The sequence below is a fragment of the Mesorhizobium sp. M8A.F.Ca.ET.208.01.1.1 genome (genome assembly GCF_004791315.1).
Taxonomy (GTDB): Bacteria; Pseudomonadota; Alphaproteobacteria; order Rhizobiales; family Rhizobiaceae; genus Mesorhizobium.
This window is the reverse complement of sequence record NZ_SRUT01000004.1, coordinates 143431-157404: the sequence shown is the minus strand read 5'-3', so window position 1 is coordinate 157404 and position 13974 is coordinate 143431. Positions and strand designations below refer to the sequence as shown.

Annotated in this window: 12 protein-coding genes and 1 pseudogene; 6 read left to right on the top strand and 7 right to left on the bottom strand. The window is 57.6% G+C overall.

What is annotated here, in order from left to right; all coding sequences use genetic code 11:
• Nucleotides 1-10: 10 nt before the first annotated feature.
• The 4 genes and pseudogenes from EN851_RS20275 to EN851_RS20260 all read right to left on the bottom strand — a co-directional run bounded on the left by EN851_RS20275 (nucleotide 11) and on the right by EN851_RS20260 (nucleotide 7548).
• Nucleotides 11-2947, bottom strand: a complete 2937-nt coding sequence (locus EN851_RS20275) for a DUF1156 domain-containing protein (RefSeq protein ID WP_135929913.1) — start codon at nucleotides 2945-2947, stop codon at nucleotides 11-13.
• A gap of 66 nt (nucleotides 2948-3013) precedes the next feature.
• Nucleotides 3014-6520, bottom strand: a complete 3507-nt coding sequence (locus EN851_RS20270; RefSeq protein ID WP_135929912.1) for a helicase-related protein — start codon at nucleotides 6518-6520, stop codon at nucleotides 3014-3016.
• A 129-nt stretch (nucleotides 6521-6649) separates the two neighbouring features.
• Nucleotides 6650-6763: pseudogene (locus EN851_RS20265) on the bottom strand (helix-turn-helix transcriptional regulator); the annotation flags it as partial.
• Between the two features lie 101 nt (nucleotides 6764-6864).
• A complete protein-coding gene (locus EN851_RS20260) occupies nucleotides 6865-7548 on the bottom strand; it encodes a hypothetical protein (protein ID WP_135929911.1) in 684 nt (227 codons plus the stop codon).
• A gap of 449 nt (nucleotides 7549-7997) precedes the next feature.
• Between EN851_RS20260 and EN851_RS20255 the strand changes: the two genes are divergently transcribed.
• The 3 genes from EN851_RS20255 (at nucleotide 7998) to EN851_RS20245 (ending at nucleotide 10469) form a co-directional block, all read left to right on the top strand.
• On the top strand, nucleotides 7998-8696 hold the full coding sequence (locus EN851_RS20255) for a hypothetical protein (protein ID WP_135929910.1): 699 nt from the start codon (nucleotides 7998-8000) through the stop codon (nucleotides 8694-8696).
• A gap of 132 nt (nucleotides 8697-8828) precedes the next feature.
• Nucleotides 8829-9998 (top strand): XRE family transcriptional regulator, encoded by a 1170-nt coding sequence (locus EN851_RS20250; protein WP_135929909.1) that lies wholly within the window; start codon nucleotides 8829-8831, stop codon nucleotides 9996-9998.
• A gap of 6 nt (nucleotides 9999-10004) precedes the next feature.
• The gene (locus EN851_RS20245; protein ID WP_135929908.1) at nucleotides 10005-10469 is read left to right on the top strand and encodes a DUF4411 family protein; all 465 of its coding nucleotides are present in this window, start codon (nucleotides 10005-10007) and stop codon (nucleotides 10467-10469) included.
• A gap of 214 nt (nucleotides 10470-10683) precedes the next feature.
• Here the strand turns inward: EN851_RS20245 and EN851_RS20240 are convergent, their stop codons facing one another.
• On the bottom strand, nucleotides 10684-11493 hold the full coding sequence (locus EN851_RS20240; RefSeq protein ID WP_135929907.1) for a hypothetical protein: 810 nt from the start codon (nucleotides 11491-11493) through the stop codon (nucleotides 10684-10686).
• Between the two features lie 60 nt (nucleotides 11494-11553).
• Here EN851_RS20240 and EN851_RS20235 point away from each other — a divergent pair, with 60 nt between their 5' ends.
• Both EN851_RS20235 and EN851_RS20230 read left to right on the top strand, forming a co-directional pair.
• Nucleotides 11554-11901 (top strand): hypothetical protein, encoded by a 348-nt coding sequence (locus EN851_RS20235; RefSeq protein WP_135929906.1) that lies wholly within the window; start codon nucleotides 11554-11556, stop codon nucleotides 11899-11901.
• A 293-nt stretch (nucleotides 11902-12194) separates the two neighbouring features.
• A complete protein-coding gene (locus EN851_RS20230) occupies nucleotides 12195-12488 on the top strand; it encodes a hypothetical protein (protein WP_135929905.1) in 294 nt (97 codons plus the stop codon).
• Here the strand turns inward: EN851_RS20230 and EN851_RS20225 are convergent.
• Together EN851_RS20225 and EN851_RS20220 are read right to left on the bottom strand one after the other, a co-directional pair.
• On the bottom strand, nucleotides 12431-12973 hold the full coding sequence (locus EN851_RS20225) for a hypothetical protein (RefSeq protein WP_245520780.1): 543 nt from the start codon (nucleotides 12971-12973) through the stop codon (nucleotides 12431-12433). The genes EN851_RS20230 and EN851_RS20225 overlap by 58 nt on opposite strands.
• Nucleotides 12974-13006: 33 nt before the next feature.
• Complete coding sequence (locus tag EN851_RS20220) at nucleotides 13007-13234, bottom strand: helix-turn-helix transcriptional regulator (RefSeq protein ID WP_135929904.1); 228 nt, start codon at nucleotides 13232-13234, stop codon at nucleotides 13007-13009.
• Nucleotides 13235-13457: 223 nt separating this feature from the next.
• Here EN851_RS20220 and EN851_RS20215 point away from each other — a divergent pair, with 223 nt between their 5' ends.
• Nucleotides 13458-13961, top strand: a complete 504-nt coding sequence (locus tag EN851_RS20215) for a zinc ribbon domain-containing protein (RefSeq protein ID WP_135929903.1) — start codon at nucleotides 13458-13460, stop codon at nucleotides 13959-13961.
• Nucleotides 13962-13974: the final 13 nt, after the last annotated feature.

Genomic DNA, 13974 nt, shown 5'->3' with positions numbered 1-13974 from the left:
TTCTAAATCCTCACAGAAGATCGAGCTGCGTTTTGCGACCTGGACCCGTGCCGTTGGCAACGCTTAGGGCGAGGTCCTCAAGTTTCGGCCATTCCTGAGCGAGCTCGTTGTAAACGAGCGCCTCCGCCGCCCAACCCTTCTGAGTTGCAATCTCGAAGAGACGATAAGCAAGCGTTCTGGCATCCGAGCTTTTTGTTCCCATCTGGGCTATTAGCCTTGCAGCAGATTCGCTACCGCCATCGGGAGCGCTTAAAACGCGGGCTGTGTGCTGCACGCATTCCCAAACGGTGAGCGTTGTGTCGTCTAGAGGGCTCCAACTAGGCGGAAGTTCTCCTCTTGGCATAAGTGCAGCTCTGCCGCGCAGATCCTGAAATACTCCAGAATTGAAAAGTGCGCCCAATGGGACGTTTTTGGCGTTTGCAACAGTGATCAGATCGCCAGACGGCTTTGCGTCAAAACCGAAGGATGCGAACCAGGCGAGTGCAACTTGGGTTGAGGCGTCGAATGCAGCATCGAGTTCCTGGTCGATTTCTTCCCACACCCTATTAATGAGAGAGAGGGCCGTCTTCACGGTCATCGGGCTGTCGTCGTCTTCTAGGACTTTGGCGTAGCGGGAAAACACGCCCATCCCCGGACCGATTACCGACTGCTGCATATCAACAGGGCCAACACCCGCTTTGCGGATGTCTTCGATAGCGTCGGGCATTTCTCGCTTGAGGGCTCTAACGAAATCCGCTCGAGCGATAACGTCAGCATTGCTTTGCCTTTTGCGACACACCAGAACGATCGACGACGCAAGCGCGTTAGTTCCACTTCCAATCATTCGACTCGCCAGCTCAGTCCGAAGGGGCCACGTTCCGTCTATCGTTAAGCCGGAGTCGACTGTGGCTTGTAGGAAGGAAGCCCATCCCGCTGACGTAACGCCCTCAACCGACGCCTCTGCTTGCTTGAACGCGTAATAGATCGCTAAAGGATCATTGTCGGTCGATGCCTTGCGCATAGCCGTGAGCGCCTCTGCCATACCTTCCATAAAGAACTTTTCAGCTTCTGCTTTGCCCCCGTGCCGATAGGGAGTAGCTACAAGCTCCTCGTCCTTCGGCGTTGTAAGCCTTCTAAACAAATCTGGCCAAACATTGATTAGCGAGCGTCGCATCCAAACGTAAAAGTAGTCCGATAAATCTGCGTAGCCAATGTTATCGTAATATGGAGGATCCGTCGAAATAACTATAGGTTTGACAGGATATCCGTTTTTCGCTGCGTCTAGATTCTCTACACGGCCAACGCCTGCAGCGGGGATACGTCCAAAATCAAATGGCTTTAAAACCCAGCCAATTGCGTCGCTGAAGTTAGCTGCCGACTCGCTGAAAACATTACCCTCAGCGTAGTCCCACATCATAGGGATTGCTTGCCTGGAAAAAGTACCTCGGATCGCAGCGCTTCTACCTGGCGAACCAGTACTAGATTTACCTTCGGCACCCGTATCCCACGAGCATACGGTAGAGGCCCGATCTGCTAACCGATCAACCCCAAACGCCAAATAAGTCGCCACGGCATCGGCATATGCGACATACCCACTTCCTCCACCATGAAGTGGCAATCCCTTTCCAGAGATGCCAGTTGCAATGGCGTGGGAAACAATCAATTCTCGAACTTCGCTGACAAGATCGGAAAAAGTTGTCAGAGCTGTTAGCTGCCGAGACGTAAAAAGATCAACATACCTCAAAAAACCGTATCCCGGGGGCGAAAACCAGCGTGGATTCTTGGGCATTTCCACTTCAATGCCTGAAGTGTCGCCTGGTGTAGCTGAAAGTGCGATTGCGCTTTGTTCAGGCGTTGGAGATAGGTAAACACGCCCACGGTCGCTCTCTGCAACAATCGCCATTAGACGGACGCCAAGTTCTTTGGCCAGACCTCGCTCTCGGACATATTCCGGCGAGATCGCTGCTCCCGTAATTAGGCAATAAAAATGCGTGCCTCGACCGGTCTTCGTGCCCTGTTTGAGTTTCTCCTCTTCCGCTTTCGAAGGGTTACCAGTCTGAATTTCAAATCGGTAGCCCTCGGGTGCGGCAGGATCAATAATCGGCTGTACCCATGTCTTCTGACCAGCCTTACTTGAAAGCATAAACGAGGAAGCGAGTGGCACCATCGCACCTTTGGCTGCAGGATCGGGAGATCGCACTGTTCGAGCCCAGAGCCACGCGATGACTGTTGCTTCCGATTTGTCCGGCAACTTGGCTTTCGGATAGAGATGACCGATCCGTCTCTCAGCTTCGTCGCGCATCCACTGACCGTAGTAGCGAATATCCTCAGCCAGGCCCTGGGCAGCCTTGCCATTCCACTTGCCGCCGCGCTCAAGTTCGGACCGAGAGTTGGGGTTCACGGGGGGTAAACCCGCAAACTTCGGAGGAATCTCCACCAACGCTTTGCCGATTAGCACCGCAACTGGATTCAGGTCAGATCCGTAGGCGCGCAAACCCAGTCTCTGGGCTTCGAGCGGGATAGATCCGCCGCCGGAGAAAGGATCGTAAATCGGCGGAGCCTTGGCTTGAAGGTAGTCGAGGATCGCTTTGCCGTTCCCCTTTGCAGGCGGCTCTTCGCCGATTCCCCAAGCGACCGATCGCGCAATTTCCCAGCGGGCGGCGTTCAGAATCGTTTCGTTGTTCGAGGCTTCCCAAGGCACCATATCCTCGATGACGCGATGAAGGCGCCGGCGTTCGATGTCTTGGGCTTCTTCGGTCGGGTAACGTTCGGGCCAGCCGGAGGGATCGTCTACCAGCTGCGCGAACAAGACGGCCCGGCACGCTGCCAAAGGTCTTCGCGCCCACCAGAGATGCAGCGTCGAAGGGTGCCCGTGCCGGATCGACTTTTCCCGGGCGGAGGCAACATTGATCGCTTCGAGCGGGATCGATACCTCTATGAGTTTCTTGCGCGGGACAGCTATCGTCATGCCAAACCTTATTTTTTCCCTACATGGGCCGGCACGACACGGAAGGCCTCCGAGGGAATCAGCGCCTCAAGCCGGCCCGGAACCTAGCGATAGCAGATCACGCACGTCGAACACTACCGCCGTTTCCGCAAAACCCAATTCCCTGTTGAAGAAACGGCGCACATAGACGGGCTCACGCACGAAACCGGCGTCGATTTGAACGATCGCAAGAATAAAGGCTTCGGCCGCATTCAGGGAGGCCAGGATCTCATTCTTGGTTAGGATGATGTCGCGCCCGTCTGCCTGCCGACCCTTGACCTCAATGAAGCGCAAATGGCCGGCCTTGAGATCGCGGCTTTCGATATCCCAGCCCTTCTTCTCGGCCGAGACATCCCGAGGCTCATGGCCGAGCGCGCGTTCGGCCGCAAACACGGCTTCCATAGCAAGGCATTCGGTTTCGGCGCGCAGGATAGGGTCTTCTTCGAATACGTTTGGCCTGGGGGCAGGGATAGCTGTAGTCCTCGCCTTTAAGAGCCCGCCCGGGATCACGAGGGCGGCGCCCTTCAGCACCGGCGGCAACGCGGAAATCTGCCGCTCGCGGTCCAGCTCCGATTGGCGCCGATGAAGCCGCTCCACTAGACGCGCGGCTGTTGCTTCCGCGTTCTGGGCGTTGATACGTTGTTCCTTGCCTGCGCGCTCTTCTTCGCGAAGTCGGGCGGCGCGAGCGTCCCAATAGTTAATCTCGCGATTGAGGCGCGCGCGCACCTCGCGCTCGACCTTATCGACCTCGGCGATTCGGCGTTCCCGTACCTCGTTAAGATGATTAGGAACCAAAGACCGCACGGCATAACTGAGCGCTTGCACCTCAACGTTGTCCGAAAGCCAGGGCGCGATGATAGCGTCGGCAACTGCTACCCGCTCCTCGGGGGTGATCGGGCGGCAATCCAGATAAGGTGCGGGTCCACCTTCGGTCGCCGAACCGTCTTCCTTCAGGAATAGGAACTGAAGCCGCTGGGAAATAGCGCGCGGTTCACCTGATCGACCGACCCGCGCATCGCAGATCGCGTGTTCGAGATAAACGAGGAGCTTCGGGTCGACGCCTTCATCTGCATCGTCCACAAGCACGCCGCCTTGGCTGAGGAGCGGATGAAAACGTTCGAGGATGACGTCGACCAAAGATTCGAGCAGCGGATGCCCTGGGGCCACAAGTTCGGCCTGCGGTTGGCCGACGATCAAAGATTTTTCAAAGGTGATCCGCGCATAGCGATCAAGCACCGGATCGGAACGCCCGATCAGCCTGTCACGTTCTTTCAGGATCGACGGAACCCGTAGGATTTCGAATCGGCCTTTTTCGCGTTCGGCAATCCTCCCGCCTAGCATTGTGAAGGCTTCATAGAAGAACGAGCCGATGAAATGCGGTTGCAGGCGACGAGCTGCCGCGCGCTCCATCTGCTCGCGAATTTCGGCGACCGAACTCGGGCTCATGCCTTCGGAGGTTAGCTTGCGTTCGGCGACCAACTGTTCGATGGCATAGACATCGACCGCGCCATCGACCTTTCGGAAAAGCTCGGCCTTCTTTTCTGGCTGGTCACCATAGCGAATTGCATCGACAAGGAGGTCGCGCAGCGCATGGCCTTCGAACAATTCGCCGAGCACGTCATAGACTTTACCGCCAAGTGCGGCACGGGCCTCTTCCAGCTTCTCAAGCAGGCGGCGATAGACTTCGCCTTCGCGCGTATTCGCAGCACAGAGGTTCCAAAGGTGGCAAACCTCTGTCTGCCCGATGCGATGGATGCGGCCGAAACGTTGTTCGAGGCGGTTCGGGTTCCAGGGCAGATCGTAGTTGACCATCAGATGCGCACCGCGCTGAAGGTTCACGCCCTCACCTGCAGCGTCGTTCGCGATCATCACACGCACTTGCGGGTCGGAATTAAAGGCGGCGATAGCGCCGCGCCGTGCTTCGCGCGCGATCCCGCCGTGGATCACGACCACAGCGGAAGGATCGCCCACAAGTGCTGCGATTTTCTGTTGCAGATATTCGAGTGTGTCCTTCGGCTCGGTGAAGATCAGCACCTTGCGGCGCAGGCCGGTTGTGGCGTCGAGCATCAGCGGCTCATCGAGAATGGATTCCAGCTCGCGCCATTTGGCGTCCTGGCCGGAGAGCTTGAGCCGTAGCGCTCGCTCTTCGAGATCCTTCAGAATGAAGATTTCAGCCTCAAGCTCAGCAAGCGTGGCAGCGGCTGTTGCTTGGTCGACGATCTGTTCTTCTGCGGCTTCAGCCTCCGCGCCCGGCACCTCATCGATGTCGTCAGGATCATAGCTCGGCAGAACAGGCGTATGGGTCAGTGGCGCCGAACCGGTCTGGCGCATCAGCCTTTCTTCATGCAGGCGGTCTTCCAGGCGCTTGCGACGCCGTTCCAGCGAGCGATGGATCGCGGCCGGCGAAGAGGCAAGGCGGCGCTGAAGGATCTGCAACGCGAAGCCAACGTTCGACCGACGTTTATCGTCGCCAGTCCGATCCGCGCGGTTCATTTCCTCGCGCACATAGGTCGTCACAGCCTGATAAAGATCGGCCTCGACCGGCGACAAAGCGAAGCTGGCTGTATAGGCCCGACGCTCGGGAAATAGCGGTGTCCCATCGAAGCGGTAGAGTTCTTCTTTCGTCAACCGACGCATCATGTCCGATACATCGGCCTTGTGAACACCTTCGCGGAACCGACCCTCGAACCGGTCTGCGTCAAGCAATCCCATGAACAGCTGGAAGTCGGCTTCCTTGCCGTTGTGCGGAGTCGCGGACATCAGAAGGAAATTCCGGGTGCGCGTGCCCAGCAGTTTGCCGAGCTTGTGGCGCCGGGTTTCCTTCACCTCGCCGCCGAAATAGGACGCGGCCATGCGATGTGCCTCGTCGCAGATGATCAAATCCCAATCGCCTGCGGCGTCGAGCTTAGCCTTCAGTTCTTCGGAACGTGCCGCCATATCCAGACGAACGATGAGGCGATTCTTTTCGACGAATGGATTGCCAGTGACAGACGCCTCAATCTGATCGCGGGTGAGGAGATCGAAATTGAGGCCGAACTTTTCGGCCATTTCCTCTTGCCATTGTTCGACCAGGCTTCCTGGCGCGACGATCAGGCAACGTTCAAGATCGCCTCGAATCTGGAGTTCCTTGATTAGTAGGCCTGCCATGACCGTCTTGCCTGCGCCTGGATCGTCTGCCAGCAGAAAGCGGAGCGGCTGGCGCGGCAACATCTCCCCATAAACTGCGGTAATCTGATGCGGCAGCGCTTCGATCTGTGAGGCGCTCACGGCCAGGTAGGGATCGAACAAATGGGCGAGCCGAATGCGATAAGCCTCGGACGCGAGTCGCAGGAGGCCGCCATCTGCGTCGAATGCATAGGTCCGCCCGCCACTTGCAAAGTCAAAACCAGTTTCTTCGCCCCGGTAAACAAGCCGCTCGGCGACTCTTCCGCCAACTCGGAAAACCAGATTTAGAGCATCGGCTCCAAAGCGCGAAACCGAAACGACCTCAGCAATGCCTGTGGGGTCGAGCCCCTTGATACGCGCACCTGGCTTAATGTCTTCGAACGTGCTCATGCGGCCCCTCTAACAGATTGATCGACGACTGGCGTCGAAAAGACAACCTAGGTGGCGAGGATTCTGTCTACGATGGACAGGGAATTAGCGAGCCAGGCCTGGTCAGGATTTACGCGATTGTTGCTCGGCCTAATCGTGAGGAGCCAAAAGGTCGAGGTGACTCACCCCGATTGCTTCGGCGAGTTCGAAAAGCGTTATCACGGTCGGGTTTCGTTTGCCTTGTTCGAGACCGCTTAGCGCCCGGACAAGAATTCGGGAATTCCTTCGCAGATTTTTGCTCGGCCGCGATATGGCGCACGAAGGAAAGCGGGGGCGTTGCGCCCCCGCTGTTCGTCGTCGTCTTGCTAGTACTCGATCTTGAGGTCGAGCTTGACCGCTTCGGTCTGCACCCCGGCGAGCTGCGCTACCCGATCGCGCGCCCAGGCCATCACTTCAGCGATCGTGGACAGGCTCGGCGCCGCAGCCGTCTCCCCTGCCCCCTCCTCAGGCTCCTCGTCGCCTGCTTCGGCATGCGGGTTGTCGGCGAGCAGATCGGCGATCGGGTAGATAGCGATCGGCTTATAATGGTCGATGATGCCGGTCCCGACGCTGGCGGCGATGCCGCGATCGTCATGGTCGAGCGCCACCCACATGCCGAAATTGTCCTTGATGGTCTGGCCGTCCTTGGACCGGGCGATAAAGTGGGCGGTGAAGCGCTTGCGCACGTCGTCGGCCGGAAACAAATAGACCTCGACGTTCCCCGGATCGTCCTTGGAATCGACCGTGGCCACCACGACCAGCTCAACATCGTCCAACGTCTTCCACTTTGCGCCACCCTCAAGCGGCGGAAAGGCGATGTAACGGTCGCGCGTGGTACGGATCGACGCGAGCTTGCTCTTGCCGTCTTTGGAGACGGTCCAGATGTTGGACAGACCGCGCCCCGGCACACGCGTGAGGGAGTAGCCCTGACCACCCATACCCTTCTTGGCGGCGTCCACCATCAGGCGCCAGCGTACCGATTCAGAAAGTTCGCTCAACAAATTAGTCATTTTTACGTTCTCCGTGCATTTGGCATACTCCCCATGAGCATCCTCTGTGACGGTATATACGGTATTCCAAACTAGATGTCAAACGTTTTGAATTGGTTTGTGTACTGTTTGGCCAAACGGTCTAGCTCCCGTTTGTCCAGCGACGTCTGGTGGGATCAGGAGGAGTGCCACTGACGCGATGGCGATGGCCGGGCGATCAAAAACCTTCCCCCCCCTTGCCCCAATGCATCGGCTGCACGCTGCACCTCACCAGGTCTTTATCGGTGCGGCACATCTGATCATGACGCCAGCGACTGCCGGCCGAAGAACCTGCGGGCGTTCTGTCAGCGCTGCCATATGTTGCATGACAAGCCCGAACATCTGCGCTAGCGGGATTGGACCTATAAGAAGCGCCGGGCGATCGGTGACCTCTTTATCGGTGCGGTATGAGTAATCAGAAGCGGGGCACCATGGCAAAGAAAGAAGAGCCGCCGGAATACGTGGTCTTTCCTGAGGAAGCCATCCAATACCTGCCCGAGGAATGGCAGGAACATATCCTTGCCCTAAAGGAAGAGGGACAGGGAGTTCTGGAGGCGGCCGATAAAAATCTGAAAATGTTAAACCGGCTTGTCCAGGCGTTTCCGACCATGGCTAGCCTTCGCTACATCCATCATCGGCTTTCGTCCACCAAGTTCGCCGCCACCACGGAATGGGCATTGGAGAACGACATGCTGACGTTGGCGTTCGTGACGACATACGCTCGTCTTATCGGCGGGGGCCATGGCAGTGGCGTCGCCCGCAGCGCGCTGCCTGCCGAGCTGCGCCCCGTGCATGACAAGATCATCGAGCTCCGCAACAAACGCTATGCCCACAACGCTGGTCATGACTCGATAACCGGCATCCTCGAGATCGGCTTCGAAGACGGGAAGTTCGATATCGGCGTCAAATTCAATATGGGCGTCCACGTGGGAGGCGCGCTTGAATGGAAGCCTCTTGTTGAATTCCTTGACGGCTTGATGTTCGAGCGGCTCCACGCCCAACTCGAGAAATTGAGGGAGAAAACGGGTCGCGAATGGATCTTCCCTAGCGGTCCGCCCCCAGAATGGGTCTCGTCAGCCCCAGATACCCAGGAGGAGAGCTTGAAGGAGGACAGCGCCAGGGAGGCTTGAGCCCTCCGCGACACTAGGCAGGGCGGCTCGAAAAAGCGTGGCCGACATGCAACCCCGCCCTGTCAGGAGCGCGTTAACCCGATGAAAGAGTTGCAGCGGCCATATTGACAGCCGTGTTAGAGTGATCCGGACATGAGCAAGAGCATTCTCGCCTACATCAACCCGGCTGTTCTCAGATGGGCCAGGGAACAGGCACGCCTCAGCATCGACGCTGCGGCCGAGGGTATCGGCGTGTCTGTCGACAAGCTGAGTGAGTGCGAAGCCGGTGACAACCACCTGACCTTTCCGCAATTCCTGAGGGCGGCCAACTTCTACAAGCGGGCGCCCGCCATTTTCTACCTTAACGAGCCGCCGCACGAGTTTCAGCCGATTCAGGATTTTCGGCGCCTGCCGGAAAGCCCCGAAGAGGCTTTCAAATCCGGGCTGGAATGGGCGATCCGCCAAGCCAGAGAGCGCCGTGAGCTGGCATTGGAGCTTCGCGCCGACCTGGGCGAGCCTATCCATGATTTCAGGCTGCAGGCCAGCATCAAGGACGACCCCGAAGCCGTCGGCACCGCCATCCGCAAGTATCTTGGCGTCACCCAAGCCGATCAGCAGGGCTGGCGAGCGAAAGCCTTCGATAACTGGCGCAGTGCGATCGAGGCTACGGATGTCCTGGTGTTCATGGTCCCGCGCCTCCCGCTTGTGGAAATGCGCGGCGTTGCCATTGCCGATTCCAAGCTACCGCTCATCCTCATCAACTCCAAGGACCGCACCAACGGCCGCACTTTCACCTTGCTGCACGAGTTCAGCCACCTGGTTGTGCGTGCCAGCGGTATCAGCGGGCTCGATTTCGAGGCTCCAGAGCCGGCCAGCGCCGTGGTCGAGCAGTTCTGTAATGCGGTCGCCGGCGCCGCACTTGTGCCAGCCGACTGGCTCCTCAGCGAGTACCTTGTGCGCGCCAAGGGCCAGGTGAAGACTTGGGCCGAGGACGAGCTGGCCGCCCTCGCCACCCGTTTCGGCGTCAGCCGCGAAGTTGTCTTGCGCCGGCTTCTGTCTCTCGGCCGCACTACCAAAGCGTTCTATGACAGCCGCCGCGCCAGCTTCCTTGCCGAATATGCCGCTCTTGAGGATCGCACCAGCACCGGTGGGCCGCCGCATCATTTGACGGTTCTCAGCCAACTCGGCCGCGGCTTCACGCGGCTCGTGTTCCAAGGGTATTACGACCGCCAGCTTACGCTGCGCGACGTCGCCAACCACCTCAACATGCAAGTCACCGCCGTTCCCAGCATCGAACGCGCTGCCTTTGGAATGGCAGGGTAGCGCCGAGTGGCAACGGTCTATTGCATCGATACATCGGCGCTGATTGCTGCCTGGTACGAACGCTATAAGCCGAAGCGCTTCCCGAAGCTGTGGGACGAATTCGACAAGTTCATAGGCCAGGGTCGCTTGGTGTCCAGCCAGCTGGTGCTGGCCGAATGCGCCAAGCGCTCACCCGAGCTGCATGAATGGCTGAAAGACCGGGAGCACATGTTCCTCGCGCCTGACCAGGCTATCCAGCAAGGCGTGCAGCATGTCCTCAATACCTACACCGGTCTCGTCATGGCTGGAAAACAGAAGTTCGCGGCCGACAGCTTTGTGATCGCCACATCGAAGGTCCACGGCCACACGCTCGTTACCGAGGAAACCGGCCCTGATAGCCTGCGCAAGATTCCGGGTGTCTGCAACGATATGAAGATCCCGTGGTGCAACCTCATGCAGCTGTTCGACGCCGAGGACTGGACAATCGGCTAGTTCATGCCCTTAGCCTGACTGCCGACATCATTTTAGCTCAAGGGCCAGCAGGACCTCCACGTCGGGGACCGCCTCCATGAGCTCTTTCATGACGCCTTCCTATTGGTCTGCAACTCATCTCGACCGGCGTACAAACCCGATGGGAGTCGGCGTTTCTGCCCAAGCCCTCGTCCTAGACTCGGTTCTGTTCGAGAGAACGTGCGCACGCGGTCAATCACAGCCACCCACGTAAGTGCTCCACGCGCCACGCGAGCAGGGTCTTGCTAGTGCTGTCGAAGCGGCGCAGTAACCCAGTAACGACCGCTTGGTTGGGGCTCCACCTTCTCAAGTCGCAGCCGAGTTCGACGAAGCGAGTGTTCCAGACAAGCGAACCACTGAAGCCTGCTGGGTTGTCGTACTTGACGCGCGCTCGGACTTCATCACTTGTGCCAGCGGTCACGATGGTATTTGGTGGTTCCCACATAATTTCAAATATGTCCGCGTCACCTGTACCAATTTCTTCCTGGGAGCAGTATCCGGTGAGAATTGCGTCGGCTCCGAAGTTGCTAATATAAGCGTTCTCTCCGGCGACCCCTCGAAAGAACAGAACTTCGTGCTCCACGGGTGCATGAAGTGGCGCGAACTTCGACATCGGCAGTGCCCGCGCGCTTGTGGAGATATCGCTCCATTTCGTAGCAGGGACGGGTGCAAGAGCCACATCCCTATTTGGATTGGACTCCGAGCGCCAGGCGCCGGGATCAAGTTTTGAGCTACCGTTAGCGTCGACGTAAATGGCGGTGGGATTGAACTGAGCCACGTGCTCACAAGTGAGTAATTCCACGCCGCAGCTGTCGATGAAAGTGCCTGTGCCTATTTCGGTTGCCTCACCGAGGGTGCCGCCCGCCAGGATACACACATAGGGCCGGGTAAAGACCTTCATTCGGTCGGTAACAGCGTCGCACATGGCCTGCCACTTTGCATTCCTCTCCTCCTCGGTCAGCTGGGACTCCTCACGCGCGAGGTTTGGTTTGTGCTCGGCTGTCATTGACCGGCTCATCATCCTCATTTATAAGATTGTTATGAATTCTATTATGAAGGAGCGCTCATGCCGAACCTCGTTCTGAAGCCAAAGAAGCTCGACTATAGCGCGGTCTCCACGCTTCTCGAAGACCTTAATATCGGACGGCGCGACAGCGTAAAGCTTACCATCCAAGCCGGGTTCGCCACCGCTCACGTGAAGAGGGCTAACGGCCGTGTGCAGTCGGCTTCCATGATGTTGGATGGACAATTTCGGCAGATGACCGCTTTCGAACCGGAAATGTCCCCATCTGCCCGCCGCCGGCTGGTAAATCAGCTCGATAGGCAGGGTATGCGGCAAACTGCGATCGCCAATCTGATAGGTGTTTCCCAGGCGACCATCTCCCTAGATCTAGCGAAGGTTAAGGGGCGCTAACCACCTAGGGGATGTTCACCTGCGCCGAGGTCGCTTTGACGCAAATGGCTGCAATCCGACGATGACCAAGTAGGAATGGGCTCAATAAATCGCCGCCATTTTGTTGTGCAGCCTTGCGGTATGGTTTGCTCGCTTTGGATTGCATGTGCCAAATTCCGGCGTATCATGGTTCCGCGCATGTGAGCATAAGGTGGCGCCTGGCGCTTCGATTAGCCACTTTTCAAGAACCAGCATCGGCATGGCGAGCCGGATATGCTGAGGCAAGAGGTCGCCATTCCATAAGGAAAACCGTCATGGATACCCATGCCGTGATTGCCTCCCTGCCACTCACTGGTGCTGACCGTGCCGTGCTTATCGATGCCGCAAACTCGGCGTTTGAAAGGGTTATAGAGCGAATTGAGCCGGCCAACGAGAAGCTGACTCGAACCCTCTGGGACCCGGAAGCCTATATCGACAGTGAAATCACCGCAGACATGTTGCCGATTTCACGAGACGAGGCCGCGTACCTTGTTGATGTCTTCGTATTGCATCATGTTGTTGATTTGGCAGTCGCCGCCGACAGCGAGGCCGCCGAATCGCGGCCTTGAACTTCGCGGGCGGCGGCTGGGTCCACCTGCTGTAACCTGGGGGCCGGTCCGATCAAGAGCGTGACCTTTGCCGCCACCTCTTCAAGGGTGGCGGTGAGGCGATTAATCTGCGACGCGGTTGCTGCCAGTTCCGGGCCGTAGCGTGTGATGAGATATTCCCGGTTCTGACTGAGGGACTGGAGGTGCTTGGCGGTTTTCGCGCGAAGGCGAAGACCTGCCTCAAGCGCCTGTTCCGTCCGCGCCGACAAGTCGTGCTGCATTTTGCGTATCTGATTGGGACTGTGCCCACGATCGAGCAAAAGTGCGGTCAGATAGAGTTCGATCGCATGGATGGCCGATAGTCGGAACGGCGCTCTGGTGAGCGGCTTGCCGGGTCGGCCAAGCTTAACGAGCAGGTCGGCCGCCTTGCGGTACTGCTCCGCCAGCTCGTAAACCTGCTGCGGGGATGCAAGCTCACCGGGATATTTGCGTTCTTCGACTGCCATTTGGCCCAGATAAAGATGCTGCCAGGATGAGAACTATCGACGACACTTCTCATCACTGGGCCTTAGCAGATCAAGGTGACTCACTCCAATGGCCTGAGCAAGCTCGAACAGTGTGATGACAGTGGGGTTCCTCTTACCCTTCTCCAGTCCGCTCAGATATTGCTGGCTAAAGCCAGAGCGCGCTGCGACCTCTTCCTGAGTCAGGCCTTTTTCCCGCCGAAGACGGGCGAAGTTCTCTCCCACGAGCGCGCGCATGTCCATGCGCTTCTGCGTTGCGGAATTTGCTGCTTAACGTTATCAACTATAGTATGTATGTTGCGCTTCACTAACCGGCGGGGCCTCGCAACACCAGGGGCAGGGGCTTCTTGGCTGACAATATCATCATCGTCGCGGCGTAACACGAAATGCCAGGCGGACGGCTACCGGGCTCCGACTTGAACGACGGTGCACGCGAGATCAAACGACTGAAATTATTGGATGGCGCATGGCACTTGTGATTTGTTCTGAATGCGGAAAAGAGATTTCTAACAAAGCGCCGAGCTGTCCTAACTGCGGAGCGGTCCATCATAAGGCCGATCCCCAAACTGGAGGTCCTGGATTCTTCGTTGGCCTTTTCAAGGCGGTGGTTAGTATAGCTGTTGGGTCCTACATTCTCACGTATGGTCTTAACTGGTTGGCGCACGGTAAACCGCCTCATCCCGTCTATATGGTTGTAGATTTACTCCGGCAGGCTGGTGTTCCGGTAGGGAATTTGGACTGTCAAAGCATCCACGACGATGTCATCTCTGTCTCTGTAAACAGTGCTGCACAAAATGATGGCATTGCCATCAAAGACATAGTTTACATGTCGACGTCATCCCAATCGCCAACGACGGTTTCTTGTATCGGGAGAGCGACTTGGAGTACGGGGCGAAATAGTCGCATCAGCTATTCCAAAACCTTCCGTGACGGCCAGTATTGGGTGCAGTTCGAAGAGCTACCGTTCTGAGTTCAGGTGGTGG

Excerpts from the sequence above, each read along its gene's own strand:
- EN851_RS20225 (WP_245520780.1), bottom strand. The coding sequence starts at position 12,973 with ATGGCAGTCGAAGAACGCAAATATCCCGGTGAGCTTGCATCCCCGCAG.
- EN851_RS20230 (WP_135929905.1), top strand. The coding sequence starts at position 12,195 with ATGGATACCCATGCCGTGATTGCCTCCCTGCCACTCACTGGTGCTGAC.
- EN851_RS20270 (WP_135929912.1), bottom strand. The coding sequence starts at position 6,520 with ATGAGCACGTTCGAAGACATTAAGCCAGGTGCGCGTATCAAGGGGCTC.
- EN851_RS20250 (WP_135929909.1), top strand. The coding sequence starts at position 8,829 with ATGAGCAAGAGCATTCTCGCCTACATCAACCCGGCTGTTCTCAGATGG.
- EN851_RS20235 (WP_135929906.1), top strand. The coding sequence starts at position 11,554 with ATGCCGAACCTCGTTCTGAAGCCAAAGAAGCTCGACTATAGCGCGGTC.
- EN851_RS20220 (WP_135929904.1), bottom strand. The coding sequence starts at position 13,234 with ATGGACATGCGCGCGCTCGTGGGAGAGAACTTCGCCCGTCTTCGGCGG.
- EN851_RS20240 (WP_135929907.1), bottom strand. The coding sequence starts at position 11,493 with ATGACAGCCGAGCACAAACCAAACCTCGCGCGTGAGGAGTCCCAGCTG.
- EN851_RS20260 (WP_135929911.1), bottom strand. The coding sequence starts at position 7,548 with ATGACTAATTTGTTGAGCGAACTTTCTGAATCGGTACGCTGGCGCCTG.
- EN851_RS20215 (WP_135929903.1), top strand. The coding sequence starts at position 13,458 with ATGGCACTTGTGATTTGTTCTGAATGCGGAAAAGAGATTTCTAACAAA.
- EN851_RS20275 (WP_135929913.1), bottom strand. The coding sequence starts at position 2,947 with ATGACGATAGCTGTCCCGCGCAAGAAACTCATAGAGGTATCGATCCCG.
- EN851_RS20255 (WP_135929910.1), top strand. The coding sequence starts at position 7,998 with ATGGCAAAGAAAGAAGAGCCGCCGGAATACGTGGTCTTTCCTGAGGAA.